The sequence below is a fragment of the Burkholderia sp. LMU1-1-1.1 genome, assembly GCF_040675865.1.
Taxonomy (GTDB): domain Bacteria; phylum Pseudomonadota; class Gammaproteobacteria; order Burkholderiales; family Burkholderiaceae_D; genus Rugamonas.
Genome location: NZ_JBEGHG010000012.1, coordinates 274,147 through 296,684 on the forward strand (window position 1 = coordinate 274,147; position 22,538 = coordinate 296,684).

The window sequence follows — 22,538 nt, forward strand, 5'->3', positions numbered from 1 at the left end:
GGAGAGGCTTGCCAATCCGCCGAACTTCTTTCCCCGCATCATCTCCCCTAGTGGTCTTCTGCATGCGCCTGCGCTCGCTGTCGCGTCACGCCCAATCCTCTATAAATGCATAAAATAATAAACTATGCATAAAAAAATATTTGATGCATAATGAATTCGCAGGCGGCGCTTGCCGACCGGCTAAAAAATAATGAGATACGCGGCGCAGAGCCGCTTCAAGGAGACCAGCATGACAACCAAGGGAACCCAGGGGCGGGGCCGGCCGGCTCGCGCACCTGCCGGGCGGCGGCGCCTGAACGTCGCCACCGCCACCGCCGCAGCCATCTTCGTGCAACTGGGTGCAATGCCCGCCGCCGGCGCCATCGAACTCGACACCGGCAACCCCGACGTCAAGGGCCGCTGGGACAACACCATCAAGTACAGCAACGCCTTCCGTCTGAAAAAGATGTCACCCGGTCTGGTGGTCGACGCCAACACCGACGACGGCGACCGCAACTTCTCGCGCGGCATGATCAACAATCGCGTCGACCTGCTGTCCGAACTCGACCTCAGCTACAAGGAATCTGGCCTGCGCATTTCCGGCGCCGCCTGGTACGACAGCGTCTACAACCGCGCCAACGACCACGGTTCGCCGGGCACGGCCAGCCAGCTCAGCGTCGCCAGCGACCAGTTCACATCGGCCACGAAAAAACTGCACGGTCAAAAGGCCGAACTGCTCGACGCGTTCGTCTACAGCCGCTTCCCGATCGGCGACATGCCGGCCAGCGTGCGTCTCGGCCGCCACACGGTGCTCTATGGTGAGACGCTGTTCTTCGGCGACAACGGCATCTCGGCCGGCCAGGCGCCGGTGGACGTGATCAAGCTGGTGTCCGTGCCCGGCACCCAGTTCAAGGAGTTGCTGATGCCGGTCACGCAGGTGTCGGGGCAACTACAGCTCACGCCCAATGTCACCCTGGGCGGCTACTACCAGTTCGAGTGGCGCGGCAACCGCATTCCCGCCTCCGGCAGTTATTTCTCGTTCGCCGACTATGTCGGTACCGGCGCCGAGCGCTTCTACGCGCCGGGCTCGGACGCGCATGTGTATTTCAACCGCATCGAAGACATCAAGCCCAAGAACAGCGGGCAGGGCGGCTTGCAACTGCGCTTCCGCCCGGAGAGCGAGATCGCCGAGTTCGGCCTGTACCTGACCCGTTATCATGACAAGGATTTCAATCTGTATCTGACGCCGGCCGCCGTACCCGCTCTGCCGTCGGTGGGCACCTACCGCCAGGTCTATGGCGAGGACATCAAGGCTTTCGGCGCCAGCGTCAGCACCACCATCGCCGGCGCCAACGTCGCACTGGAACTGTCGACGCGGCGCGACGCGCCATTGGTCAGCGATCCGGTGGTGGCCTTCGGCGCCGGTAACAGCCGCGACACGGCCGCCTACGCGGTCGGCAACACTGCGCACGCCAACCTGTCGGCGATCTATGTGCTCAACGGCAGCGGCCTGTGGGACGGCGGGTCCGTGCTCGGCGAGCTGGCCTGGAACCGCCGCCTGAGCGTGACGGCCAATCCGGGCGCGCTCGATCCGAACAGCACGCGCGACGCCAGCGGCCTGCGCCTGCTGTTCACGCCCGAGTACTACCAGGTCTTGCCGGGCATCGACTTGAGCGTGCCGGTCGGCGTCGGCTATGCGCTCAGCGGGCGCTCGTCGACCGGTCTGCGCTTTGCCGGCGGCGCCGAGCACGGCGGCGACGTCAGCGTCGGCGCCACCTTCGACTACCGCAAGCAGTTCAAGTTCGGCCTGAACCTGGTGCACTTCTTCGGCGCCCAGGGCACCTTCATCAAGCCGAACGTGCCGCCGCAGCAGACCATTTTGCAGTACCAGCAGACCAGCAAGGACCGCAGCTTCATCGCGTTCTCGCTGCAGAGTACATTCTAATTTCGCAGGGGACACAGATGACCACCACTACCTTCCAGCGAGCCGCGCTCGCTTCCCTGATGCTCGGCCTGGCGCAGACGGCGCCGGCGGCGGTGACGGCCGACGAAGCCGCCAAACTCAAGGGCGAATTGACGCCGATGGGCGCCGAAAAGGCCGGCAACAAGGCCGGCACCATCCCGGCCTGGGACGGCGGCGCCACCAAGGTGCCGGCAGGCTACAAGGACGGCGACCCGCGCCCGGACCCGTTCGCCGGCGAAAAGCCGCTGCTGTCGATCAGCGCCAAGAACATGGACCAGCACGCCGACAAGCTGACCGAGGGCGTCAAGGCGTTGATGAAGAAGTACCCGACCTACCGCATCGACGTCTACCCGAGCCACCGCACCGCCGCGCTGCCGCAATGGGCCTACGACAACACGATGAAGAACGCCACGCGCTGCAAGACCGCCGATGGCGGCAACTCGCTCGAAGGCTGCTACGGCGGCGTGCCGTTCCCGATCGCCAAGACCGGCCACGAGATGATGTGGAACCAGTTGCTGGCGTGGCGCGGCCAGGCCAGCTCGATGCTGTTCCGCCTGTTCGTCACCACGTCGGACGGCAAGCTGACGATGGCCTCGGACGGCATGAGCGAAGTGCAGTCGCCGTACTGGTTCAAGGATGGCTCGCTGGAGAGCTTCAAAGGCGACTACAACAACCTGATGCTGGTCACCTACGGGCCGCCGTTCAAGGCCGGCGAATCGATCCTGTTGCGCGATTCGGTCGACGCCGGCAAAGGCCGCCAGGCCTGGCAGTACCTGGTCGGCCAGCGCCGCACCCGCAAGGCGCCGACCCTCGGTTACGACACGCCCGACAGCGTCGCCTCGGGCGCGTTCTACTTCGACGAGGCGTTCGGCTTTTCCGGCAGCCTCGATCGCTACGACTACAAAATCATCGGCAAGAAGGAATTGTATGTGCCGTACAACAGCAACCGTACCTGGCTGGCCAAGCCGGCCGACCTGCTGGGGCCCCAGCACGTGAATCCGGACCATGTGCGCTGGGAGCTGCACCGCGTGTGGGAAGTGGAAGCGACCGTTGCGCCGGGCAAGCGCCACGCCGTACCCAAGCGCCGCTTCTACCTCGACGAGGACACCTACAACATGGTGCTCTCGGATATGTGGGATGGCCAGGGCCAGATCTGGCGCGTCGGCTACACCCTGCCGATGGCCATGCCGGATGTGCCGGGCTCGGTGTCGCAGAGCTTCGGGCTGTACAACCTGCTGGCCAACACCTACGTGTTCGCCAATTTCCCCGGCGAGAAGGCCTACCAGTACAAGCAGGTGCCGCGCTGGAACGACAGCTACTTCACGCCGGAGAACCTGGCCGCCAAGGGCAGCCGCTAAGCGGCCGCGATCAGGGGAGCACGCATGAAGAACATTCTTAAAGGGCAAGGCGCGCTGGCCGTCCTCGGCGCCGTCGCCACCTTGATGGCGGCGCCGGCGCGCGCCGAGCCGGACGTGCTGGAGCGGCCCGCCACGCGTACCGCCAAGGCCGCCACGTCGGTCATGTTGGGCATCGCCCAGGCCGGGCCGCGCCTGATTGCCCTGGGCGAGCGCGGTATCGTCGTGTATTCGGATGATGCCGGTGTCAGCTGGCGCCAGTCGGAGGTGCCGGTGAGTGTGTCCTTGGTCGGCGCGCGCTTCACCACGCCGCGCGACGGCTGGGCGGTGGGCCACAGCGGCGTGCTGCTGCGCACCAGCGACGGCGGACAGACCTGGCGCAAGCAGTTCGATGGCAAGGCCGCCGCCGCGCTGGTGCTGGCCGCCGTCAAGGCGGGCCGGGTGGCGCCGGGCGGCGATGCTGCCCGGATACTGGCCGACGCCGAACGGCTGCAGGCCGAGGGCCCGAGCAAGCCCTTCCTGGACATCAACTTCTTCGACCAGCGCCACGGGCTGCTGGTGGGCGCGTTCGGCCTGTTGTTCGCCACCGATGACGGCGGCGCCACCTGGCAGGCCGCGCTCGACCGGCTCGACAACCCGCAGGGCAAGCATCTGTATGCGGTCGCCATCGACGGCGCGCGCTGCGTCATCGCCGGCGAGCAGGGCGCGGTGTTCCTGTCGAACGATGGCGGGCGCACGTTCGCCACCGCCGCCACGCCGTACGCCGGCACTTATTTCGGCGCGCTCGCCGCTGGTGCGCACACGGTGTTGTTCGGCATGCGCGGCAACGTCTACTGGTCCGACGGCGGCGCCTGGCAGAAAAGCGGGATCGGCACGGAACACTCGCTCACCGCCGGCGCGCGCCTCAAGGACGGCAGCCTGCTGTTGACCGACGAAACGGGACAGCTGTTCCGCAGCGGCGACGGCGGCAAGCGCTTCGCGCCGATGCGCGGCGGACCGGCCACGCCTCTGACCGGCGTGGCGCAGGCCGGCGACGGCAACGTCGTCGTCTCCGGCGTGCGCGGCGTCACCCGCATCGCCCTGAACCCTCTCGAAGGACCGTAATCCCATGCATACCCCGACTCCCGATCACCCGGTGATCGCCCAACTGGACCAGTTCGACCCGCGCTCCGGCTCGGCCGTCGAGCGGCTGCTGTTCAACCACCGCGTCGGCGTGCTGATCGTGTTCGTGCTGCTCACGGCCCTGCTGGGCTGGCAGGCGCTCGGCGTGCGCCTCAATCCCAGCTTCGAGCGCATGATCCCCGCGCGCCATCCGTTCGTGCAGAACTACCAGGCGCACAAGGCAGACCTCGCGGGCCTGGGCAACACCCTGCGCGTGGCCGTCGCCAGTCCCGACGGCACCATCTACAGCGCGCGCTACATGGAGACCTTGCGCCAGCTCAGCGACGAGCTGTTCCTGGTGCCCGGCGTCGACCGCTCGTTCATGAAATCGATCTGGATGCCGTCGGTGCGCTGGATCGGCGTGACGGAAGAGGGCCTTGACGGCGGGCCCGTGATCCCGGACGGTTTCGACGGCTCGCCCGCGCGGCTGGCCGAGCTGCGCGCCAACATCGAGCGCTCCGGCGAGATCGGCGCGCTGGTGGCGCCGGACTTCAAGTCCAGCGTGATCGTCGTGCCGCTGCTCGACACCAGCGGCACCCAGCGCATCGACTACGCGGTGCTGTCGGACCGGCTCGAACAGCTGCGCGCCAAGTACGAGGCGCAGGGCGTGCGCATCCACATCACGGGCTTCGCCAAGGTGGTCGGTGATTTGATCGACGGCATGCGCCAGGTGCTGCTGTTCTTCGCCGTCGCGCTGGCCATCTGCGCCAGCGTGCTGCTGTGGTACACCCGCTGCGTGCGCAGCACCTTGCTGGTGGTGGCGTGTTCGCTGGTGGCGTCCTTGTGGCTGCTGGGCGCCTTGCCGCTGCTTGGCTTCGATCTCGATCCGTATTCGGTGCTGCTGCCGTTCCTGGTGTTCGCCATCGGCATGAGCCACGGCGCGCAGAAAATGAATGGCATCATGCAGGACATCGGCCGTGGCGCCCACCGGCTGGTGGCGGCGCGCTACACGTTCCGCCGGCTGTTCCTGGCCGGGCTGACGGCGCTGCTGGCCGATGCCGTCGGCTTTGCCGTGCTGATGGTGATCGACATCCCGGTGATCCACGACCTGGCGATCGCCGCCAGCGTCGGCGTGGCGATGCTGATCTTCACCAATCTGATCTTGCTGCCGGTGCTGCTGTCGTACACCGGCGTCAGCGCCGCCGCCGCGCAGCGCAGCCTGCGCGACGAGGAAGGCACGGATGCCATCGGCGCGCCGCGCAAGCACCGCTTGTGGGCCTTCCTCGACCGCTTCACCGGCCGCCGCTGGGCCGGTATCGCCATCGGTATCGGCGTGGTGCTGGCGGCGGCCGGTGGCGTCGTCAGCACGCATCTGAAGATCGGCGACCTCGATCCCGGCGCTCCCGAGTTGCGCGCCGATTCGCGCTACAACCGCGACAGCGCCTTCATGGCCGCCAACTACGCCGCCAGCAGCGACAACTACGTGGTCATGGTGCGCACGCCGCAGTACCAGTGCGCCACCTACGCCACCTTGGTGCAGGTCGAGGCGCTGGAGTGGAAATTGCAGCAGCTGGCCGGCGTCGAGTCGACCAACTCGTATGCGACCTTGAGCAAGCGCGCCTCGGCGGGCATGAACGAGGGTAGCCTGAAATGGTTCGACCTGCCACGCTCGCAGGACATGCTCAACGCGATCACCACGCGCGCGCCGCGCGAGCTGCTCAACCAGAATTGCGACCTGCTGACGGTGTACGTCTATCTGAAGGATCACAAGGCCGACACGCTCGATGCGGTGGTGCGCGAGGTCGAGGCCTTCGCCGCCGCCAACAACAGCAAGGATATCCAGTTCCTGTCGGCCGCCGGCAACGCCGGCATCGAGGCGGCCACCAACATCGTCGTCAAGAAGGCCAACACGCAGATGCTGTTGTGGGTGTATGCCGCCGTCATCGTGCTGGCGTTCGTGACGTTCCGCTCGTGGCGCGCGGTGGTGTGCGCTGTGCTGCCGCTGATGCTGACGTCCGTGTTGTGCGAGGCGCTGATGGTGGGCTTGGGCATCGGCGTCAAGGTCGCGACGTTGCCGGTGATCGCGCTCGGTGTGGGCATCGGCGTCGATTATGCGCTGTATGTCGTGTCGGTGATGATGGTGGAGTTGCGCCGTGGCGCCAGCCTGTCGGCGGCGTATTACAAGGCGCTGCTATTCACCGGTAAGGTGGTGGTGCTGACCGGTGTGACCTTGGGTATCGCCGTGGCGACATGGGCGTTCTCGCCGATCAAATTCCAGGCCGATATGGGCATCCTGCTGGGCTTCATGTTCATCTGGAATATGCTCGGCGCGCTGATACTGCTGCCGGCGCTGGCGCACTTCCTGTTGAACCCCAATCGGAAGGCGGCCGTGGGCATTGCGCCGGCCGTTCGCAATCACGCGTTGAAGGAGACTGTATGAATATCAGCAGGAAACGATGGCTCGCGCCGGTGTTGCTGGCGCTGGTGTGTCAGGCGCCGGTGGCGGCCTTCGCGGCCAGCAAGGAGGAGGCGGTAGCCATGGTGAAAAAGGCCGTCGCCTATCTGAAGCAGAACGGCCCGGAGAAGTCGCTGGCCGAATTCAACAAGACCGAGGGGCAGTTCGTCAGCGGCGAGCTGTATGTGGTGGTGCTGGACATGAACGGCGTACTGCTAGCCGACGGGAACAAGCCCAAGCTGGTGGGCAAGGCGTTAATCGATGTGAAGGACGTCAACGGCAAGGCCTTCGTGCGCGAGGAGCTGGAGATCGCCAGGAGCAAGGGCGTGGGATGGGTCGATTTTGTCTGGTTCAATCCCGCGACCAAGGCGATGGCGCCACGCTCCTCGTATTTCGAGAAGGTGGGGGAGTTGATCGTACTGACGGGTGTTTACAACTAAGGTTGTTTCAGGTCCGTGATGCGCGATTGTCCCGTCCGACAGGATCGGGCAACAGCTGGACAGGATCGAGCTACCGCCCGTCGTGATGGCCGCCCTAAGATGGAAGCCTCTTCATTCCTTCCATCAAATAAAGGGAAACATCATGTCTGAAAAAATCTGGTTCATCACCGGCGCGTCGCGCGGCTTCGGCCGTATCTGGGCGGAGGCTGCCCTGAAACGCGGCGACAAGGTCGTCGCCACGGCACGCAACATCGAGGCGTTGGCGCCGTTGGCCGAGGCCCACGGTGCAGCTGTGCTTCCGCTGCTCCTTGACGTCAACGACCGCGACGCCGCGGTGGCCGCCGTCGCCGAGGCGAAAGCGCACTTCGGGCGCATCGACGTTGTCGTCAACAATGCCGGCTTCGGTGTGGCGGGTATGGTCGAGGAGCTCGGCGAGGCGGATGCGCGCGCCCAGTTTGATACCAACGTGTTCGGCGCGCTGTGGGTGACGCAGGCCGCACTGCCGATCATGCGCGCGCAGAAAAGCGGCCATATATTATCCGTATCCAGCCTGCTGGGGATAGTCGGCATGCCCAACCTCGGGCTATACAACGCATCCAAATGGGCGCTCGAAGGCTTGATGGACAGCGTGGCCCAGGAGGTCGCGGCGATGGGCGTCAAGGTCACGCTGATCGAACCAGGACCGTACTTGACCGAATTCAGCGACGCCTCTTCGATGCGCTTCTCGCAGCCGATCGAAGCCTACGAGGAGGTTCGTCAACAGGTCATGGCGCACTTCACGCCCGAATCGTTCGGCGATCCGCAAGCGACCGCGCAGGCGGTGTTGAAAGTGGTCGATGCCGACGCGCCGCCACTGCGCATCTTCCTCGGCGCGACGAACCTGCACGTGGCGCGGCAGACATATGCTGAACGCCTGGCCACGTGGGAAAAGTGGGCGGATGTCTCGGTGCAGGCGCATGGCGCGCAGTCCACTACTTAAAAATAAGGCTTGTGAGCCGCGCTCAGGCCGGCTGGCGCACGGGCGTCGATTGCCAGTGGACGATCTGCCAGTCGTCGCCGGTCCCGGCCCAGCAGATGGTGAACCGGCTGTGGATTTGTTTGACTTCTCCGGCCAGGTTCAAGCGCATGTCGACCAGACCGTCGACGATGGCCATCTCGCCGACGAACCGGATGTTCTGCCGCGAGTTTTCGATGTCCAGGTATTGGGTTTTGCCCGAGGCTATGGCGTCGAGCATGCCGGCCTTGCCGTCCGACTTGCCGGAGCCGTGTATCCACACCATGTCGTCGGCGAACAGCCGGGTCAAATCGGCGATGTCGGCCGAGAGCAGTGCGGCGCAGCGCCTGGCTTCCAGCGCGAGTATGTTTTGGGTCACTGCAAGGTCGCTTGCTGGCGCAGGATCGCTTCGGTGACCGTATCCTGCGTGTGCTCGATGTGCCGGCGCAGCATGCCCACCGCCTTGTCGTGGTCGCGCGCGAGCACCGCTTCCATCAGCATCTGGTGCTCGTTGCTCTTATGGCGCTCGGTCTGGCGGTGCATCGCGGAGAAGCGCCGATAGCGCTCGGCGCGGTCGAACAGCGAGTCGACCATCGATAACAGCAGCGTCGACGGACAGGCTGAAAACAGCGTGAAGTGGTAGTGCTTGTGGCGCTCGGCCCAGTCGTCGTTCAACGCCACCGGGCCCTGGCCCATGCGCTTCTCGGTCACGCTCAGGCGGTGGAAGGCGGCCAGCACATCGCCTTCCCAGGCGTCGTCGCCGTACTTCATCGCGTCCGACAGCGCTTCGCATTCGAGCAGCACGCGCACGCGGGTGATCTCGCGAAAATCTTCGACCGTGATCGGCGCGACGCGGAAACCCTTGTTGTCGCTGGCGGTGACCACGCCTTCCTGCGCCAGACGGTTCAGCGCCTCGCGGATCGGCGAGCTGCTGATGCCATATTGCTTGGAGAGGGCGTCGACCTTGAGCTTGAAGCCGGGCGGCAGCTCGCAGCAGACGATGGCGTGCTTCATCTTCTGCAGCGCGACGTCGATCAGGGAGGTGCCTGGCGACAGTTCGATGGGAGTGGTGTCCATAGCTTTTCAATCCGGTTATATAAATCACATTTTATGCATAAAACGCGGATAATGCAAACTATTAACCAAATCGGGCAATCGTGCGGCCGCGTCGGGCCATGGGATGGCGCCAACGCGGCCTGCCTGCCAACTTAAAACACCGGCGCTTCGCTGCGCACGCCGTTGAGCGTCAGCCGCAGCTCGGCCAACAGTTCCAGCGCTTGCGCGAGATTGGCGGCGCCGCCGTAGACGTAGTGGTCCGGCCGCACCAGAACGTACTGGCAGCCATGCCCGCGCAGCCATCCGGCCAGCAGGCCGTGGCGCTCGCGGTAGGCGTGCCAGGCTTGCGGCTTGTCATCCGCGCCGTCGGTCAGCGCGACCACCGACAGCGGCAGCGCCTCCAGGCTGTCCCAGCTGCGGATCTCCTCGCGCAGCGGCAGCACGCTGGTGCCGGGCGCGGCGACCAGGCGGAAGGTGTTGCCGGTGAACTCGTCGAGCAAGCCTTGGCGGCCGGTCGAGTTTTCCACCTCCGGCTGCGGGAACAGGTGGCCGCGCGCGCTGTCCGGATGCTCGTCGCGCGCCGGCGCCAGCAAGCCGGCCGACAGCCCCGGAATCAACGATTGGCGCACCGTCGGCGCCTGCTGCGCGGCCATCTCCGTCAGCATGCGGGTGTCGCGCTCGGCGGCCTTGGCCGGGTCGCGCTCGCAGATGACGCGGCCCAGTTCGCGCGTGACGAGCGTGGTCTGGCGCACGTGCGGCACGCGTTCGGCCTGATAGGTGTCGAGCAGCGTCGGCGCCGCAGCGCCGCGCCGCACCAACGCCAGTTTCCATACCAGGTTGGCGGCGTCGCGGATGCCCTGGCACATGCCCTGCGCCATGAACGGCGGCGTCATGTGGGCGGCGTCGCCGAGGAAGAACAGGTTGCGGTCGCGCCAGGTCTTCAGGATCAGCGCGTGGAAGCGGTAGGCCGAGGCGCGCCACAGGTCGTACTCGCCCGGCGCCATCCAGCGCGCCAGCAGCGCGGCGATCGCCTCCGGTTGCTGCACGCCGGCCGGCGTCTCGTCGTCGTTGATCATGAACTCCCAGCGCCGGTGCAGGCCCGGGCCGATGATGTAGGTGCACGGCCGCTCGGTTTCGCAGAACTGGATGTTGGTCGCCGGCAGGCGCTCGGCCACCTCCGGCGTAACCATTACGTCGACCACCAGCCAGGGCTCGTCGAATTGCAGGTCTTCCATCGGCATGCCGCGCTGCACGCGCAGCGGGCTGGTGCCACCGTCGCAGGCAAGCACGTAGCGGGCGCTGACGTGGCGCTCGCGTCCGTCACGGTCGCGCAGCAGCGCGCGGCAGGTTTCGCCTTCCTGCGCGACCGACAGCACTTCCGTGCCCAGTTCCGTTTGCACGCCGGGCAGGGTGGCCAGGTTGGCGCGCAGCGCGCCTTCGATGGCCGGTTGCGAAAATACATAGTTTGGCGCCCAGCCCAGCGGGTAGGGCGCGCTGGCCGGGGCGATGCGTTTGAGCACGCGCCCGCCCTTGGCCTGGTATTCGGAGGTGCGATAGGGCATGACGTTGCCGGCGACCGCGTCGGCGATGCCGATGTTGGCGAAAGTGCGCATCACTTCGTGGTCCAGGCCGAAGGCGCGCGGCTTGTCGTACACCGCTTCGGCCTTGTCGACGGCCAGCGCGCTCAGGCCCCATTTGCCGGCCAGGCTGGCGGCCACCGCGCCGACCGGTCCCAGGCCGACGATCAGTACATCGAAATCCATTGCTGTCTCCTTGTTATTGTGTGCTGGTATAGGCGGTTTTGACGCTGGTGAAGAACTCGGCCGCGTAGCCGCCTTGTTCGCGCGCGCCGTGGCTCGAACCCTTGGTGCCGCCGAACGGCACGTGGTAGTCGACGCCGGCGGTGGGCACGTTGACCATCACCATGCCGCTTTGCATATGCCGCTTGAAATGGGTCGCGTGCTTGAGCGAGCCGGTGCAGATGCCCGCCGAGAGTCCGAACGGTGTGCCGTTGGCGATCTCCAGTGCGTGTTCGTAATTGTCGGCCGGGATCGCGCAGGCGACCGGGCCGAAGATCTCTTCCTGCGCGATGCGCATATCCGGCGTGGCGTCGACGAACAGCGCGGGGCTCATGAAGTGGCCGTCGGTGTCGCGTTGCAGCCGCTCGCCGCCGCAGGCCAGGCGCGCGCCGTCGGCGCGGCCGATGGCCACGTAGTCGAGGTTTTGCGACAGTTGGCCGGCGTCGGCCACCGGGCCGATTTGCGTCTCGGCGCGCAGCGCGTGGCCGACCCGCAGCGCCTTCAGCGCTTCCGTCGTCCTGCGCACGAACTCCGGGTAGATGTCTTTTTCGACGATGAAGCGCGACGAGGCGGTGCAGCGCTGGCCGGTCGAGTAGTAGGCGCCTTGCACGGCGCAGTCGACGGCGGTGTCGAGGTTGGCGTCGTTGAGGATCACCAGCGGATTCTTGCCGCCCATTTCCAGCTGCACCTTGGCCTGGCGCCGGGCCGTCGCCAGCAGCAGCGCGTGGCCGGTGGCGACCGAACCGGTGAAGCTGATCGCGCGCACCGCAGGCGAGTCGATGATGGCCTGGCCGACCACGGCGCCGCGTCCCATCACCAGATTGAAGACGCCCGGCGGCAGCCCCGCGCGGCTGATGATCTCGGCCAGCGCCCACGCGCTTCCGGGCACCAGGTCGGCCGGTTTGAACACCACGCTGTTGCCGTGGGCGAGGGCGGGCGCGATCTTCCATGCCGGGATGGCGATCGGGAAGTTCCACGGCGTGATGATGCCGACCACGCCGACCGGCTCGCGCGTGACGTCGATGTCGACGCCGGGCCGCACGGAGGCCAGGCGGTCGCCGCGCAGGCGCAGCGCCTCGCCGCCGAAGAACTTGAAGATCTGGCCGGCGCGTCCGACTTCGGCCACCGCTTCCGGCAGCGTCTTGCCTTCCTCGCGCGCCAGCAGCGTGCCCAGTTCCTGGCGCCGCGCCAGCAGCTCGGTGCCGATGAAGTCGAGCGCGTCGGCACGGGCCTGGATGCCGCCGTGCGCCCATGTCACTTGCGCCGCCGCCGCCGCGGCCACCGCCTGCGCCGCCTGCGCGGCATCTGCCTGCGCATACAGGCCGACGCTGTCGGACAGGTCGGACGGGTTGCGGTTGTCGCGCATGGCGGCGCCGTCGATCCAGGTGCCGTCGATGTAGTTGCCGTGGTTGCGTCTCATACGCGCTGCAGGCGGATCTTCTCGCGCGTCTGGGCGATCCACTCCTCGCGCGTCAGGAAGCCGGGACGGCGGCGGCACATGGCCTCGGTCTGTTCGAGAATTTGCGCCGGCGTCTGCGTCAGGTCCAGCGGCTCGCGGCACGGCTGCGCGGTGTAGAACGGGCTGTCGACATACATCTCGATCGGATTGCCCTCGGGGTCCTTGAAGTACAGCGACCAGGCGTTGCCGTGATCGACCTGATCGATCGGGCCGATGCCGAACTCCTGCAACTGGCGGTAGTACAGGCACAGGTCGTCGATCGAGTCGAGCAGCAGCGACAGCTGGTTGATCGGATTGAACTCCAGGCCGGTCGGTTTGCCGTCGAACATCACCAGCTGGTGATGGATTTCCGGGTCCTGCGTCATGAAGAACAGCCGGTGGCCAGTCGAGGCCACGCCCCGGTCGCTGACGATGAAACCGAGCTTGCTGGTGTAGAACGCGACCATGTTGTCGAGGTCGGCGCAGTGGAAGCCGGTGTGGGTGAACTGTATGCGGGGCAGCTTGGACATGCGTATCTCCTTTATAGGTCTTGTGCGGCTAGCGTATCAGGCTTCGTCGACGACCGGGTTGGACAGGGTGCCGATGCCGGCGATGGTGACTTCGAATACGCCGCCGGCCTCCAGGAAAATCGGCGGGGTGCGTTTGAAGCCGATGCCGCTCGGGGTGCCGGTGGCCAGGATGTCGCCCGGGTTCCACGGCAGCGCCTGCGAGATGTAGGCGATCAGCGCCGGGATGTCGAAGGCCAGTTCGGACAGCTTGCCCGATTGGAGCTGCTCGCCGTTGAGGCGTCCGGTGACCGTCAGCTCGCGGTAGTCGGCGATGTCGTCGCTGGTGACCAGCCACGGGCCCAGCGCGCCGGTGCCGGCGAAGTTCTTGCCCATGCCGTATTGGTGGGTGTGGAACTGCCAATCGCGCACGCTGGCGTCGTTGAAGCAGGTGTAGCCGGCCACGTGTTCCATGGCGTTGGCCGGGTCGATGTGGGCGCCGCCCTTGCCGATGACCACCGCCAGCTCGGCCTCGAAGTCGAACTGCGTCGACGCCTTGGGCCGCAGCAGCGGCGTGCCGTGGGCGATCAGGGTCTCGCTGTAGCGCTGGAAGATCACCGGATACTGGCCGATCTTGCGGCCGGCCTCGTGGGCGTGCTCGACATAGTTGATGCCGACGCAGACCACCTTGCCCGGCTTGGGGATGACCGGCTCCAGGGCCACGCTGTCGAACGGGTAGTCGGCCTTGCCGGTGGCGAGCTGGCGCGCCTGCGCCAGCAAATGCGGATCGGCCAGCAGGGTGGCCAGGTCGGGTGCGCCGGCGACCTTGTCGGTCAGCTCGACCACGCCGCCATCGGTGACGATGCCGAAGTGGGCGCGTGAGGCGCGGCGGTACGAAATCAATTTCATGGAGTCTCCTCGTGTTGGTGTGGGGGTGTGAAACGATTATAGGATCAATTTTAAATTTTGTGCATAAAAATATTTAGTTTGCACAAAAAGATCGGCTGTGTATAATTTATTGCATGGGGCCCGGCGCCGCGCCGGACCGTTTCGGACGTTGATCAACTGGAGATGCAGGATGTCGCTCGTGAATATTCGGAAGTACAAGTTGGAGGTCGAGGAGTGCTGGCATGAGGGTGGCGACAGGCTGGCGACGCCGCTGCGCATCGCCGTGGCGATGGCGGTGGTGAAGAATCCCTACGCCGGCCGCTATCAGCACAACCTGCTGCCGTTCATGCAGGAGTTGCGCGGGCTGGGCGCGGACCTGTCGGCGCGCATGATCGCGGCGCTGGGCGGCGCGGACGTGGTGCAGGCCTACGGCAAGGGTGCGCTGGTCGGTTCGGACGGCGAGCTGGAACAAGGCGCCGTCTGGCACGAGGCCGGCGGCTGGGCAATGCGCGAGGCGCTGGGGCAGCCGAAGGCGATCGTGCCGGCGGCCAAAAGCATCGGTAACGTCGGCGACCGCCTGATCATCCCGCTCGGGCACATCCACGCGGCGTATGTGCGCAGCCATTTCGGCTCGGCCGAGATGACCCTGTGGGATGGTCCCAAGCGCGACGAGATCGTGTTCGGGCTGGCGATGGCCACCGGTGGACGCATCCACGCGCGCCTGGGCGGGCTGGCGGCGGAAGACGTCGTAGGGAACGACGGCTTGCGCTGAGCGCTTGCGTCATAATCCACATCAAACCAAAACAATAAATCAGGAGACGGTAATGACTAAAATGATGCGCGCCGCACGGATGCACGAAGTCGGCCAACCGATGGTGATCGAACAAATTCCAGTGCCGGCGCTGCGCGCGACCGACGTGCTGGTGAGCGTCAAGGCATGTGGCATTGTGCCCAACCTTGGCAATGTGCTCAGCAACTGGGGTAACTGGTTCCCGCACCTGCCGCTGCCCAAGCTGCCGGCGGTGTTCGGGCTCGATCCGGCTGGCGTGATCGAGGCGGTGGGCGACCAGGTGATCGGCTTCAAGCCGGGCGACCGCGTGTACGTGAATCCGGCGCGCTTCTGCGGCGCTTGCCGCCAGTGCCGCGCCGGCGATACCACCGCCTGCGCCCACTACACCTTCAACGGTTACTTCGGTTTCTCGAACAAGTCACAGGCCATCTTCGACCAGTATCCGCTCGGCGGCCTGTGCGAAACCATGAACGCGCCGCAGCACGCGCTGGTGCGCCTGCCGGACGCGATGAGCTTCGAGCAGGCCGCGCGCCTGGGTTATCTGGGCACGGCCTACCGCGCGCTGCGCACCGCCGGTGTCGGCCCCGGATCGACGGTGCTGATCAACGGCATCAGCGGCACGCTCGGTATCGGCGGCGCGCTGTTCGCGCTGGCGCTCGGCGCGCGGCGCATCCTCGGCACCGGGCGTAATCGCGAGCTGCTCGAACGCGTCAAGGCGCTGGCGCCGGATCTGATCTCGGTCCATTCGCTCGACGACGGCGGTCTGCGCGCCTGGGCCGACGACGTAACGCACGGCGAGGGCGTGGACGTGGCGATCGACGCGCTGGGACCGGGCGCGCCGCACGAGACGCTGCTGGACGCCCTGGCCACGTTGCGCCGTGGCGGCAAGCTGGTCAACATCGGCGCGGTGGCCGGCGATGTGCCGATCAACCTGCACTACATCATGGACAACGACATCAGCGTGATCGGCTCCGCGTGGTTCACCACCAAGCAGGGGCAGGAGATGGCCGATCTGGTCGAGGCGGGGAAAGTCGACATGTCGATCTTCCAGCATCATGTCTATCCGCTCGATCAGGTCAACGAGGCGATCGGCGGCATCGAGAACCGCAACGGCGGCTTCAGTAACTTCGTCATCCGTCCTTGAGAGGCTGCGCCATGAAGATCCGACGCATAGTGACGGGCCACGACGCCCAGGGAAAATCGGTGTTCGTCTCGGACGGCGACGCGCCCCGCGCACAAGACTTCGTGCATTATCCGGGGCACGCGGCGGCCCAGGTGTGGAGCGCGGATGCGCCGCCGGTGGTGCCACATGGCGGTGCCGATCCCACCGCTTCGCGCGGGTCGCTGATACCGCCGCCCGGCGGCAACAGCCTGCTGCTGGTCGACTTTCCGCCGGACGCGGTGATGCGCGGCGCGGCCGATCCGGCGGCGGGCATCGCCGAGCTGCTGGCGGCCTTGCCCGGGTTGATGGAGACGTTCGAACCGTCGTCGCCGGGCATGCACACCTCCGATACGGTCGATTACGCGATCGTGCTCAGTGGCGAGATCTGGCTCGAGCTGCACGATGGCGCGGTCAAGCTGGTCAAGGCCGGCGACGTGGTGGTGCAGAATGGCACGCGCCACGCCTGGCGCAATCGCAGCGAGCAGATTGTACGGGTGGCCTTTATGATGACTGGCGCCCGCCGGACGGTGGCTTGAGATGGGGGGCGCCGATGATGTGTCACGTGATTTGGTGTTCCGGGAAGCGCGCAGCCAGAATCGCTGGCTGGCGCGCGAGGTCCCGGACGATCTGCTGCGCGAGCTGTATGACTTGATGCGCTGGGGGCCGACCAGCATGAACTGTTCGCCCATGCGGGTGCTGTTCCTGCGGACGGCGGAGGCCAAACAGCGGCTGGTTCCGGCGCTGGCACCGGCCAATGTGGACAAGGTGGTCGGTGCCCCGGTGGTGGCGGTGATCGCCTACGACACGGCGTTTCAGACGCGCTTGCCGGAGCTGTTCTCGCACCGGCCGGAAGCGGGGGCAATGTTCGAGCATGACGCGCCGTTGCGCGAGGCGACGGCTTTCCGTAACGGGACCTTGCAGGGGGCTTATCTGATGGTGGCGGCGCGCATGCTGGGATTGGATTGCGGGCCGATGTCGGGGTTTAATCAGGACGCCGTGAACCGGGAGTTTTTCAACGGGGGGACGTTGAAGGTCAATTTCCTCTGCGGGTTGGGGTATGGCGACCCGGCGGGGCTGTTCCCCCGCCATCCGCGACTGGACTTCGATCAGGCTTGCACCTTGCTGTAGTCACGCCTGGGCCAAGCCCAAACCCAAAGGTTCGCGGTATTCGCGGGCCTGCTCCTCCAGCCACATGCGGAACACCGCCAGCGCCGCATGGTCGGCGTTGTGCTCGGGGTAGATCAAATAATAATTGCGGTCGCTCAGGTATTCGTGCCGTGCGACCTGGATCAACGCGCCGCGCCGTAATTCATCCTCCACCAGCAGGCGCGGTATCAGCGCCACGCCCATGCCCTGCAACGCCGCTTCGGCTGCCATCGAATACAACTCGTAACGTGGCCCGGCCATGTCGCCTTCCACCTGCATCCCGCGCGACGCGAACCAATCGCGCCAGCCATAAGGCCGCGTGCTTTGCTGCAGCAACGTCAGGCGCTGCCATCCCGACGCGGCGATCGTCGCGCGCGGCGCGATCAGCTCCGGCCTGCATACCGCCACCAGATTCTCCCGCATCAGAAACACGCCCTCGGTCCCCGGCCAGACCGCCGTCCCCGCATGGATCGCGGCGTCGAACTGCGTCTCGTCGAACAAGAAGGGCCGCGTGCGCGCCGACAGGTTGACCGTGATATCCGGATGCGCCTGCGCGAACAGCGCCAGGCGCGGCATCAGCCACTTGATCGCGAAAGTCGGCACCACGCCCAGTTCCAGCACGCCGCCCTGGCCGCCCTTGGCCATCAGATCGAGCGTATCGCGTTCCACCTCGTCCAGCCGCGCCGTCACCTGGCGGCTGTAGGTGGCGCCGGCGTCCGTCAACAGAACGCCGCGACGGCTGCGGCGGAACAGCTTGACGCCCAAAAACTCCTCCAGCGCCGCGATCTGCCGGCACACCGCGCTTTGCGTCAGCGCCAGTTCGTCGGCCGCCTTGGTGAAACTCTGGTGGCGCGCCGCCGATTCGAACGCCGACAGCGCCGCGGTGGAAGGAATTTTTCTACGCATGTCGTACTCTCGAAATGATTAACAAGTGCGGTTTACGCACAGATCAGTGCGAACTTATCGTTTGTCGATGGCCTGTGGCGATTGTACATTAGGCACATCTTCAATCACAGAGTGAGTTCGGAATGAGCCAAACGCATAAAAAAACCGCTTTCCAATGGGACGATCCATTGCTGCTCGACCAGCAGTTGACCGAGGAGGAGCGCATGGTGCGCGAGTCGGCCCGCGCCTATTGCCAGGAGCGTCTGGAGCCGCGCGTGCTGGAGGCCTTCCGCAACGAGCGCACCGACCTGGCCATCTTCCGCGAGATGGGTGAGTTGGGACTGCTCGGCATCACGATTCCGGAACAGTATGGCGGCAGCGGCCTCAGTTCCGTGTGCTATGGCCTGGTGGCGCGCGAGGTGGAACGCGTCGATTCCGGCTATCGCTCGATGATGAGCGTGCAGTCGTCGCTGGTGATGGTGCCGATCTATGAATTTGGCAACGAGGCCACGCGTCAGAAGTACCTGCCCAAGTTGGCCAGCGGCGAGTGGATTGGTTGCTTCGGCCTGACCGAACCGAATCACGGCTCCGATCCCGGTTCGATGTTGAGTCGCGCGCGCAAGGTGGACGGCGGTTATGTGCTGAGCGGCGCCAAGATGTGGATCACCAATTCGCCGGTGGCCGACGTCTTCGTCGTCTGGGCCAAGGACGATCAGAAGCAGATACGCGGCTTCGTCTTGGAAAAGGGCTGGCACGGCCTGACCGCGCCGGCCATCCACGGCAAAGTGGGCCTGCGCGCCTCGATCACCGGCGAGATCGTGATGGACGAGGTGTTCTGCCCGGAGGAAAACGCCTTCCCCGATGTGCGCGGCCTGAAAGGTCCGTTCACGTGCCTGAACAGCGCGCGCTACGGCATCGCCTGGGGCGCGCTGGGCGCGGCCGAGGATTGCTGGCACCGCGCGCGCCAGTATGTGTTGGACCGCAAACAGTTCGGCAAGCCGCTGGCGGCCAATCAGCTGATCCAGAAGAAGCTGGCCGACATGCAGACCGAGATCACCCTGGGCCTGCAGGGCTGCCTGCGCCTGGGCCGCATGAAGGACGAGGGCACGGCGGCGGTCGAAATCACCTCCATCATGAAGCGCAATTCCTGCGGCAAGGCGCTCGACATCGCCCGCATGGCGCGCGACATGTTGGGCGGGAACGGCATCAGCGACGAATTCGGCGTCGCGCGCCATCTGGTCAACCTGGAGGTGGTCAACACCTACGAGGGCACCCACGATGTGCATGCGCTGATCCTCGGCCGCGCCATCACCGGCATCGCGGCGTTCTGATGCCGGCCGCCCAGCTTCTTCCGGCCGGCGCGCTGGCGGGCGTGCGCGTGCTGGATCTGTCGCGGGTACTGGCCGGACCTTGGGCCGGCCAGTTGATGGCCGATCTGGGCGCCGACGTGGTCAAGGTCGAACGCCCCGGCAGCGGCGACGACACGCGCGCCTGGGGCCCGCCGTGGTTGGCCGACGTCGACGGCGAGGCCACTTCCGAGTCGGCCTATTACCTTAGCGCCAACCGCAACAAGCGCTCGGTGGCGATCGATATCGGCACTGCGGAGGGGCAGGCGCTGGTGCGTCGCCTGGCCGCCAAGGCCGATATCCTGCTGGAGAACTTCAAGGTCGGCGGCCTGGCACAGTACGGCCTCGATTACGCCAGCCTGAAGGCGATCAATCCACGCCTGATCTACTGCTCCATCACCGGTTTCGGCCAGACCGGCCCCTATGCGGCGCGCGCAGGCTACGACTTCCTGATACAGGGCATGGGCGGCTTGATGAGCGTGACCGGCCGCGCCGATGGCGACGAGGGCGGCGGGCCGCAGAAGGTGGGCGTGGCGGTAACCGACGTCATGACAGGCCTCTACGCGTCGGTGGCGGTGTTGGCCGCCCTGGCGCACCGCGAGCGCAGCGGCGAGGGGCAGCACATCGACCTGGCGCTGCTCGACGTGCAGGTGGCTTGTCTGGCCAACCAGGCCTCCAACTATCTGGTGGGCGGCGTTGTGCCGCGCCGCATGGGCAACGCCCACCCGAACATCGTGCCGTACCAGGACTTTCCGACGGCCGACGGTTATATGATCATCGCGGTCGGCAATGACAGCCAGTTCGCCAGGTTCTGTGCCGCCGCCGGCCATCCCGAGTGGGCGCGTGATGAACGCTTCGCCACCAATCCGCAGCGGGTGCTGCACCGCGAGGCCTTGATCCGCCTGATACGCGGCGTGACCACGGGCCGTGACACGGCCGACTGGATCGCGGCGATGGAGGCGGCGGGCGTGCCGTGCGGTCCGATCAACATGCTGGACAAGGTGTTCGACGACCCGCAGGTGCGCGCGCGTGGACTGCGCATCGAGATGCCGCACCCGCTGGCCGGTACGGTACCGCTGGTGGCCAATCCAATCCGCATGTCGGCGTCGCCGGTGAGCTACCGGCGCGCGCCGCCCGCCTTGGGCGAGCACACCGGCGAAGTGCTCGACGAATGGTTGAACGAGGGCCGCGTGCAGGCTTGAAAAAAACAGTATATGATGATCGTCATGCAAAGCAAAGCCTCTGGGTAAATCGACCCGGCGGTTTTTTTTAAACAAAAATATGATGATCATCATATGGAATGGAGGAAGAATCATGTCTACCAATGCTCGCAAAATCGCTGTTGTCACCGGTGCGTCGTCGGGTATCGGCGCCGTGTACGCCGACCGCCTGGCCCAACGTGGCTACGACCTGGTGCTGGTGGCCCGCCGCGCGGACCGTCTGCAATCGCTGGCGGCCAGTCTCGCGGCCGCGCATGGCGTCAACGTCGAACCGCTGGTCGCCGACCTGGCCACCGAAGCGGGGCAGGAGAGCGTCGCCACGCTGCTGTCGACCAATCCGGCGGTCGCGGTATTGGTCAATAACGCCGGCCTCGCGCGCCTTGCGCCGGTGGCCGACAGCAGCAGGCAGGATCTGTCGTCGCAGCTGGCGCTCAATATCCTCGCGCTGACCAAGCTGACGCGCGCCGCGCTGCCAAGCTTCAAGCAGCGCAACGAGGGCACGATCATCAACATCGCGTCGGTACTGGGGCTGCATACGCTGCCTATCAGTTCCGTCTACAGCGGCACCAAGGCGTTCGTGATCGCGTTCACGCGCGGTCTGGAGCAGGAGCTGGAAGGCACCCGCGTGAAGGTCCAGGCGGTGCTGCCGGCGGCCACCGCCACCGACTTGTGGGACCCGTCCGGCGTGCCGCTGGCCGCGCTGGCGCCGGAGACCGTCATGACGGCGGAGAACATGGTGGACGCGGCGCTGGCGGGGCTCGATCAGGGCGAGGGCGTGACCTTGCCATCGGTCGCCGACACGGCCTTGTTCCAACGCTACGAGGCCGCTCGCGTCGCGCTGTTCACCGCCGCGCAAACCGGCAAGGTCGCACCGCGCCTGCAAAAGCGTTGAACCGCCTATCCGTTCCCTCGTTCATCAATCACAGGATATCCGAAGATGTTATTTGAAAAATTCCCGCTGCGTTCCGTCGATGTCGCCAACCGCGTCGTCATGTCGCCTTTGACCCGAAGCCGCGCGGTCGACAACAATACGCCGAACACCTTGATGGCCACGTACTACGCGCAACGCGCCGGCGCCGGCTTGATCGTCACCGAAGGCACATCGCCATCGCCGAACGGTTTGGGTTACCCGCGCATTCCGGGCCTGTTCAACGCCGGCCACGTCGCCGGCTGGCGCCTGGTCACCGACGCCGTCCACGCCAAGGGCGGCAAGGTCGTCGTGCAGTTGATGCACACCGGCCGCGTGACGCATCAGGACAACCTGCCGCCCGGCGCCGTGGTCGTCGGACCGTCGCCGGAACTGTGTCCCGGCGTGATGCGCGTCGATGACAAGGGCGATGTGCCGCACACGCCGCCGCGCGCAATGACGGAGGCGGACATTGCCGCCACCGTCGCCGAATACGCGAGCGCCGCCCGCCTGGCCATCGAGGCCGGTTTCGACGGCGTCGAACTGCACGCGGCCAACGGCTACCTGCTCGAGCAGTTCCTGAACGCGAACATCAACCAGCGCACCGACGGCTACGGCGGCACCGCCGAGGGACGCAACCGCTTCGTGCTGGAGGTGGCGCGCGCCGCCGCGAAGGAGATCGGCGCCGAACGCGTGGGCATCCGCCTGTCGCCGCATGGCGTGGTCAACGCCGCCGGCGCGTTCGACGGCGTCGACGAGCAGTACCTGGCGCTGGTGAAGGAGCTGTCGGACCTGGGCCTGATGTACGCGCACGTGTTGGATCATTCCGCGATGGGCACGCCGCCGGTGCCGGCCGCGCTCAAGGCCGCTCTGCGCGCCGCGTTCAACGGACCGTTCATCCTGGCCGGCGGCTTCGACAAGGCCGGCGCGCAGCGGGCGCTGACAGATGGCCTGGCCGACCTGATCGCGTTCGGCCGTCCGTTCATCGCCAACCCGGACCTGGTCGAGCGCATGCGCGCCGATAAACCTTTGAGCGCGCCCGATCCGAGCACGTTCTATACGCCGGGTGCGAAAGGCTACACCGACTATCCTGCGGCGTCCGATTGAC

At 66.1% G+C, this 22,538-nt stretch carries 21 protein-coding genes; 14 read left to right on the forward strand and 7 right to left on the reverse strand.

Annotated features, from left to right (window positions below):
- The first annotated feature begins 229 nt into the window (after positions 1-229).
- From MRBLMU1_RS13100 to MRBLMU1_RS13125, 6 genes are all read left to right on the forward strand, one after another.
- Complete coding sequence (locus MRBLMU1_RS13100) at positions 230-1,924, forward strand: DUF1302 domain-containing protein (protein WP_363501965.1); 1,695 nt, start codon at positions 230-232, stop codon at positions 1,922-1,924.
- Positions 1,925-1,941: 17 nt separating this feature from the next.
- Complete coding sequence (locus tag MRBLMU1_RS13105; RefSeq protein ID WP_363501967.1) at positions 1,942-3,300, forward strand: DUF1329 domain-containing protein; 1,359 nt, start codon at positions 1,942-1,944, stop codon at positions 3,298-3,300.
- Positions 3,301-3,324: 24 nt separating this feature from the next.
- Positions 3,325-4,401, forward strand: coding sequence for a WD40/YVTN/BNR-like repeat-containing protein (locus MRBLMU1_RS13110; RefSeq protein WP_363501969.1), 1,077 nt, complete (start codon positions 3,325-3,327; stop codon positions 4,399-4,401).
- Between the two features lie 4 nt (positions 4,402-4,405).
- Positions 4,406-6,838 carry an efflux RND transporter permease subunit gene (locus MRBLMU1_RS13115; RefSeq protein WP_363501971.1) on the forward strand — a complete coding sequence of 811 codons (2,433 nt, stop codon included), beginning with the start codon at positions 4,406-4,408 and terminating at the stop codon, positions 6,836-6,838.
- Positions 6,835-7,293: a cache domain-containing protein gene (locus MRBLMU1_RS13120; RefSeq protein ID WP_363501973.1), complete on the forward strand. Its 459-nt coding sequence runs from the start codon at positions 6,835-6,837 to the stop codon at positions 7,291-7,293. Before MRBLMU1_RS13115 ends, MRBLMU1_RS13120 begins: the two co-directional genes overlap by 4 nt.
- Before the next feature lie 142 nt (positions 7,294-7,435).
- On the forward strand, positions 7,436-8,272 hold the full coding sequence (locus MRBLMU1_RS13125) for an SDR family NAD(P)-dependent oxidoreductase (RefSeq protein ID WP_363501975.1): 837 nt from the start codon (positions 7,436-7,438) through the stop codon (positions 8,270-8,272).
- 22 nt (positions 8,273-8,294) lie between these two features.
- Here MRBLMU1_RS13125 and MRBLMU1_RS13130 read toward each other — a convergent pair whose 3' ends face one another.
- The 6 genes from MRBLMU1_RS13130 to MRBLMU1_RS13155 all read right to left on the reverse strand — a co-directional run bounded on the left by MRBLMU1_RS13130 (position 8,295) and on the right by MRBLMU1_RS13155 (position 13,995).
- Positions 8,295-8,666, reverse strand: coding sequence for a nuclear transport factor 2 family protein (locus MRBLMU1_RS13130; protein WP_363501977.1), 372 nt, complete (start codon positions 8,664-8,666; stop codon positions 8,295-8,297).
- Positions 8,663-9,364: a GntR family transcriptional regulator gene (locus tag MRBLMU1_RS13135; protein WP_363501979.1), complete on the reverse strand. Its 702-nt coding sequence runs from the start codon at positions 9,362-9,364 to the stop codon at positions 8,663-8,665. Before MRBLMU1_RS13135 ends, MRBLMU1_RS13130 begins: the two co-directional genes overlap by 4 nt.
- 131 nt (positions 9,365-9,495) lie before the next feature.
- Complete coding sequence (locus MRBLMU1_RS13140; protein WP_363501981.1) at positions 9,496-11,106, reverse strand: bifunctional 3-(3-hydroxy-phenyl)propionate/3-hydroxycinnamic acid hydroxylase; 1,611 nt, start codon at positions 11,104-11,106, stop codon at positions 9,496-9,498.
- Positions 11,107-11,119: 13 nt separating this feature from the next.
- On the reverse strand, positions 11,120-12,562 hold the full coding sequence (locus MRBLMU1_RS13145; protein WP_363501983.1) for an aldehyde dehydrogenase family protein: 1,443 nt from the start codon (positions 12,560-12,562) through the stop codon (positions 11,120-11,122).
- Positions 12,559-13,110, reverse strand: coding sequence for a VOC family protein (locus tag MRBLMU1_RS13150; protein WP_363501985.1), 552 nt, complete (start codon positions 13,108-13,110; stop codon positions 12,559-12,561). Before MRBLMU1_RS13150 ends, MRBLMU1_RS13145 begins: the two co-directional genes overlap by 4 nt.
- Before the next feature lie 36 nt (positions 13,111-13,146).
- On the reverse strand, positions 13,147-13,995 hold the full coding sequence (locus MRBLMU1_RS13155; RefSeq protein ID WP_363501987.1) for a fumarylacetoacetate hydrolase family protein: 849 nt from the start codon (positions 13,993-13,995) through the stop codon (positions 13,147-13,149).
- Between the two features lie 169 nt (positions 13,996-14,164).
- Between MRBLMU1_RS13155 and MRBLMU1_RS13160 the strand changes: the two genes are divergently transcribed.
- Genes MRBLMU1_RS13160 through MRBLMU1_RS13175 form a run of 4 tightly spaced genes read left to right on the forward strand, consistent with a single transcriptional unit; the run spans position 14,165 to position 17,054 of the window.
- Positions 14,165-14,746 (forward strand): amino acid synthesis family protein, encoded by a 582-nt coding sequence (locus MRBLMU1_RS13160; protein WP_363501989.1) that lies wholly within the window; start codon positions 14,165-14,167, stop codon positions 14,744-14,746.
- Between the two features lie 52 nt (positions 14,747-14,798).
- On the forward strand, positions 14,799-15,908 hold the full coding sequence (locus MRBLMU1_RS13165) for an alcohol dehydrogenase catalytic domain-containing protein (protein WP_363501991.1): 1,110 nt from the start codon (positions 14,799-14,801) through the stop codon (positions 15,906-15,908).
- Between the two features lie 11 nt (positions 15,909-15,919).
- Positions 15,920-16,462: a cupin domain-containing protein gene (locus tag MRBLMU1_RS13170; RefSeq protein ID WP_363501993.1), complete on the forward strand. Its 543-nt coding sequence runs from the start codon at positions 15,920-15,922 to the stop codon at positions 16,460-16,462.
- A 1-nt stretch (position 16,463) separates the two neighbouring features.
- Positions 16,464-17,054, forward strand: a complete 591-nt coding sequence (locus MRBLMU1_RS13175; RefSeq protein ID WP_363501995.1) for a malonic semialdehyde reductase — start codon at positions 16,464-16,466, stop codon at positions 17,052-17,054.
- On the opposite strand, the gene MRBLMU1_RS13180 is transcribed toward MRBLMU1_RS13175, so the two are convergent.
- Positions 17,055-17,978: a LysR substrate-binding domain-containing protein gene (locus MRBLMU1_RS13180; protein ID WP_363501997.1), complete on the reverse strand. Its 924-nt coding sequence runs from the start codon at positions 17,976-17,978 to the stop codon at positions 17,055-17,057.
- A gap of 122 nt (positions 17,979-18,100) precedes the next feature.
- Between MRBLMU1_RS13180 and MRBLMU1_RS13185 the strand changes: the two genes are divergently transcribed.
- From MRBLMU1_RS13185 to MRBLMU1_RS13200, 4 genes are all read left to right on the forward strand, one after another.
- The gene (locus tag MRBLMU1_RS13185) at positions 18,101-19,288 is read left to right on the forward strand and encodes an acyl-CoA dehydrogenase (RefSeq protein WP_363501999.1); all 1,188 of its coding nucleotides are present in this window, start codon (positions 18,101-18,103) and stop codon (positions 19,286-19,288) included.
- On the forward strand, positions 19,288-20,505 hold the full coding sequence (locus tag MRBLMU1_RS13190; protein WP_363502001.1) for a CaiB/BaiF CoA transferase family protein: 1,218 nt from the start codon (positions 19,288-19,290) through the stop codon (positions 20,503-20,505). Before MRBLMU1_RS13185 ends, MRBLMU1_RS13190 begins: the two co-directional genes overlap by 1 nt.
- Before the next feature lie 112 nt (positions 20,506-20,617).
- On the forward strand, positions 20,618-21,415 hold the full coding sequence (locus MRBLMU1_RS13195) for an SDR family NAD(P)-dependent oxidoreductase (RefSeq protein WP_363502003.1): 798 nt from the start codon (positions 20,618-20,620) through the stop codon (positions 21,413-21,415).
- Between the two features lie 45 nt (positions 21,416-21,460).
- Positions 21,461-22,537 carry an alkene reductase gene (locus tag MRBLMU1_RS13200; RefSeq protein WP_363502005.1) on the forward strand — a complete coding sequence of 359 codons (1,077 nt, stop codon included), beginning with the start codon at positions 21,461-21,463 and terminating at the stop codon, positions 22,535-22,537.
- The last annotated feature ends 1 nt before the right edge of the window (position 22,538 follow it).

Coding starts and splice junctions, on each gene's coding strand:
- MRBLMU1_RS13100 (WP_363501965.1), top strand. CDS start 230: ATGACAACCAAGGGAACCCAGGGGCGGGGCCGGCCGGCTCGCGCACCT.
- MRBLMU1_RS13160 (WP_363501989.1), top strand. CDS start 14,165: ATGTCGCTCGTGAATATTCGGAAGTACAAGTTGGAGGTCGAGGAGTGC.
- MRBLMU1_RS13110 (WP_363501969.1), top strand. CDS start 3,325: ATGAAGAACATTCTTAAAGGGCAAGGCGCGCTGGCCGTCCTCGGCGCC.
- MRBLMU1_RS13185 (WP_363501999.1), top strand. CDS start 18,101: ATGAGCCAAACGCATAAAAAAACCGCTTTCCAATGGGACGATCCATTG.
- MRBLMU1_RS13180 (WP_363501997.1), bottom strand. CDS start 17,978: ATGCGTAGAAAAATTCCTTCCACCGCGGCGCTGTCGGCGTTCGAATCG.
- MRBLMU1_RS13170 (WP_363501993.1), top strand. CDS start 15,920: ATGAAGATCCGACGCATAGTGACGGGCCACGACGCCCAGGGAAAATCG.
- MRBLMU1_RS13105 (WP_363501967.1), top strand. CDS start 1,942: ATGACCACCACTACCTTCCAGCGAGCCGCGCTCGCTTCCCTGATGCTC.
- MRBLMU1_RS13135 (WP_363501979.1), bottom strand. CDS start 9,364: ATGGACACCACTCCCATCGAACTGTCGCCAGGCACCTCCCTGATCGAC.
- MRBLMU1_RS13120 (WP_363501973.1), top strand. CDS start 6,835: ATGAATATCAGCAGGAAACGATGGCTCGCGCCGGTGTTGCTGGCGCTG.
- MRBLMU1_RS13190 (WP_363502001.1), top strand. CDS start 19,288: ATGCCGGCCGCCCAGCTTCTTCCGGCCGGCGCGCTGGCGGGCGTGCGC.
- MRBLMU1_RS13115 (WP_363501971.1), top strand. CDS start 4,406: ATGCATACCCCGACTCCCGATCACCCGGTGATCGCCCAACTGGACCAG.
- MRBLMU1_RS13155 (WP_363501987.1), bottom strand. CDS start 13,995: ATGAAATTGATTTCGTACCGCCGCGCCTCACGCGCCCACTTCGGCATC.
- MRBLMU1_RS13165 (WP_363501991.1), top strand. CDS start 14,799: ATGACTAAAATGATGCGCGCCGCACGGATGCACGAAGTCGGCCAACCG.
- MRBLMU1_RS13125 (WP_363501975.1), top strand. CDS start 7,436: ATGTCTGAAAAAATCTGGTTCATCACCGGCGCGTCGCGCGGCTTCGGC.
- MRBLMU1_RS13145 (WP_363501983.1), bottom strand. CDS start 12,562: ATGAGACGCAACCACGGCAACTACATCGACGGCACCTGGATCGACGGC.
- MRBLMU1_RS13150 (WP_363501985.1), bottom strand. CDS start 13,110: ATGTCCAAGCTGCCCCGCATACAGTTCACCCACACCGGCTTCCACTGC.
- MRBLMU1_RS13140 (WP_363501981.1), bottom strand. CDS start 11,106: ATGGATTTCGATGTACTGATCGTCGGCCTGGGACCGGTCGGCGCGGTG.
- MRBLMU1_RS13200 (WP_363502005.1), top strand. CDS start 21,461: ATGTTATTTGAAAAATTCCCGCTGCGTTCCGTCGATGTCGCCAACCGC.
- MRBLMU1_RS13175 (WP_363501995.1), top strand. CDS start 16,464: ATGGGGGGCGCCGATGATGTGTCACGTGATTTGGTGTTCCGGGAAGCG.
- MRBLMU1_RS13195 (WP_363502003.1), top strand. CDS start 20,618: ATGTCTACCAATGCTCGCAAAATCGCTGTTGTCACCGGTGCGTCGTCG.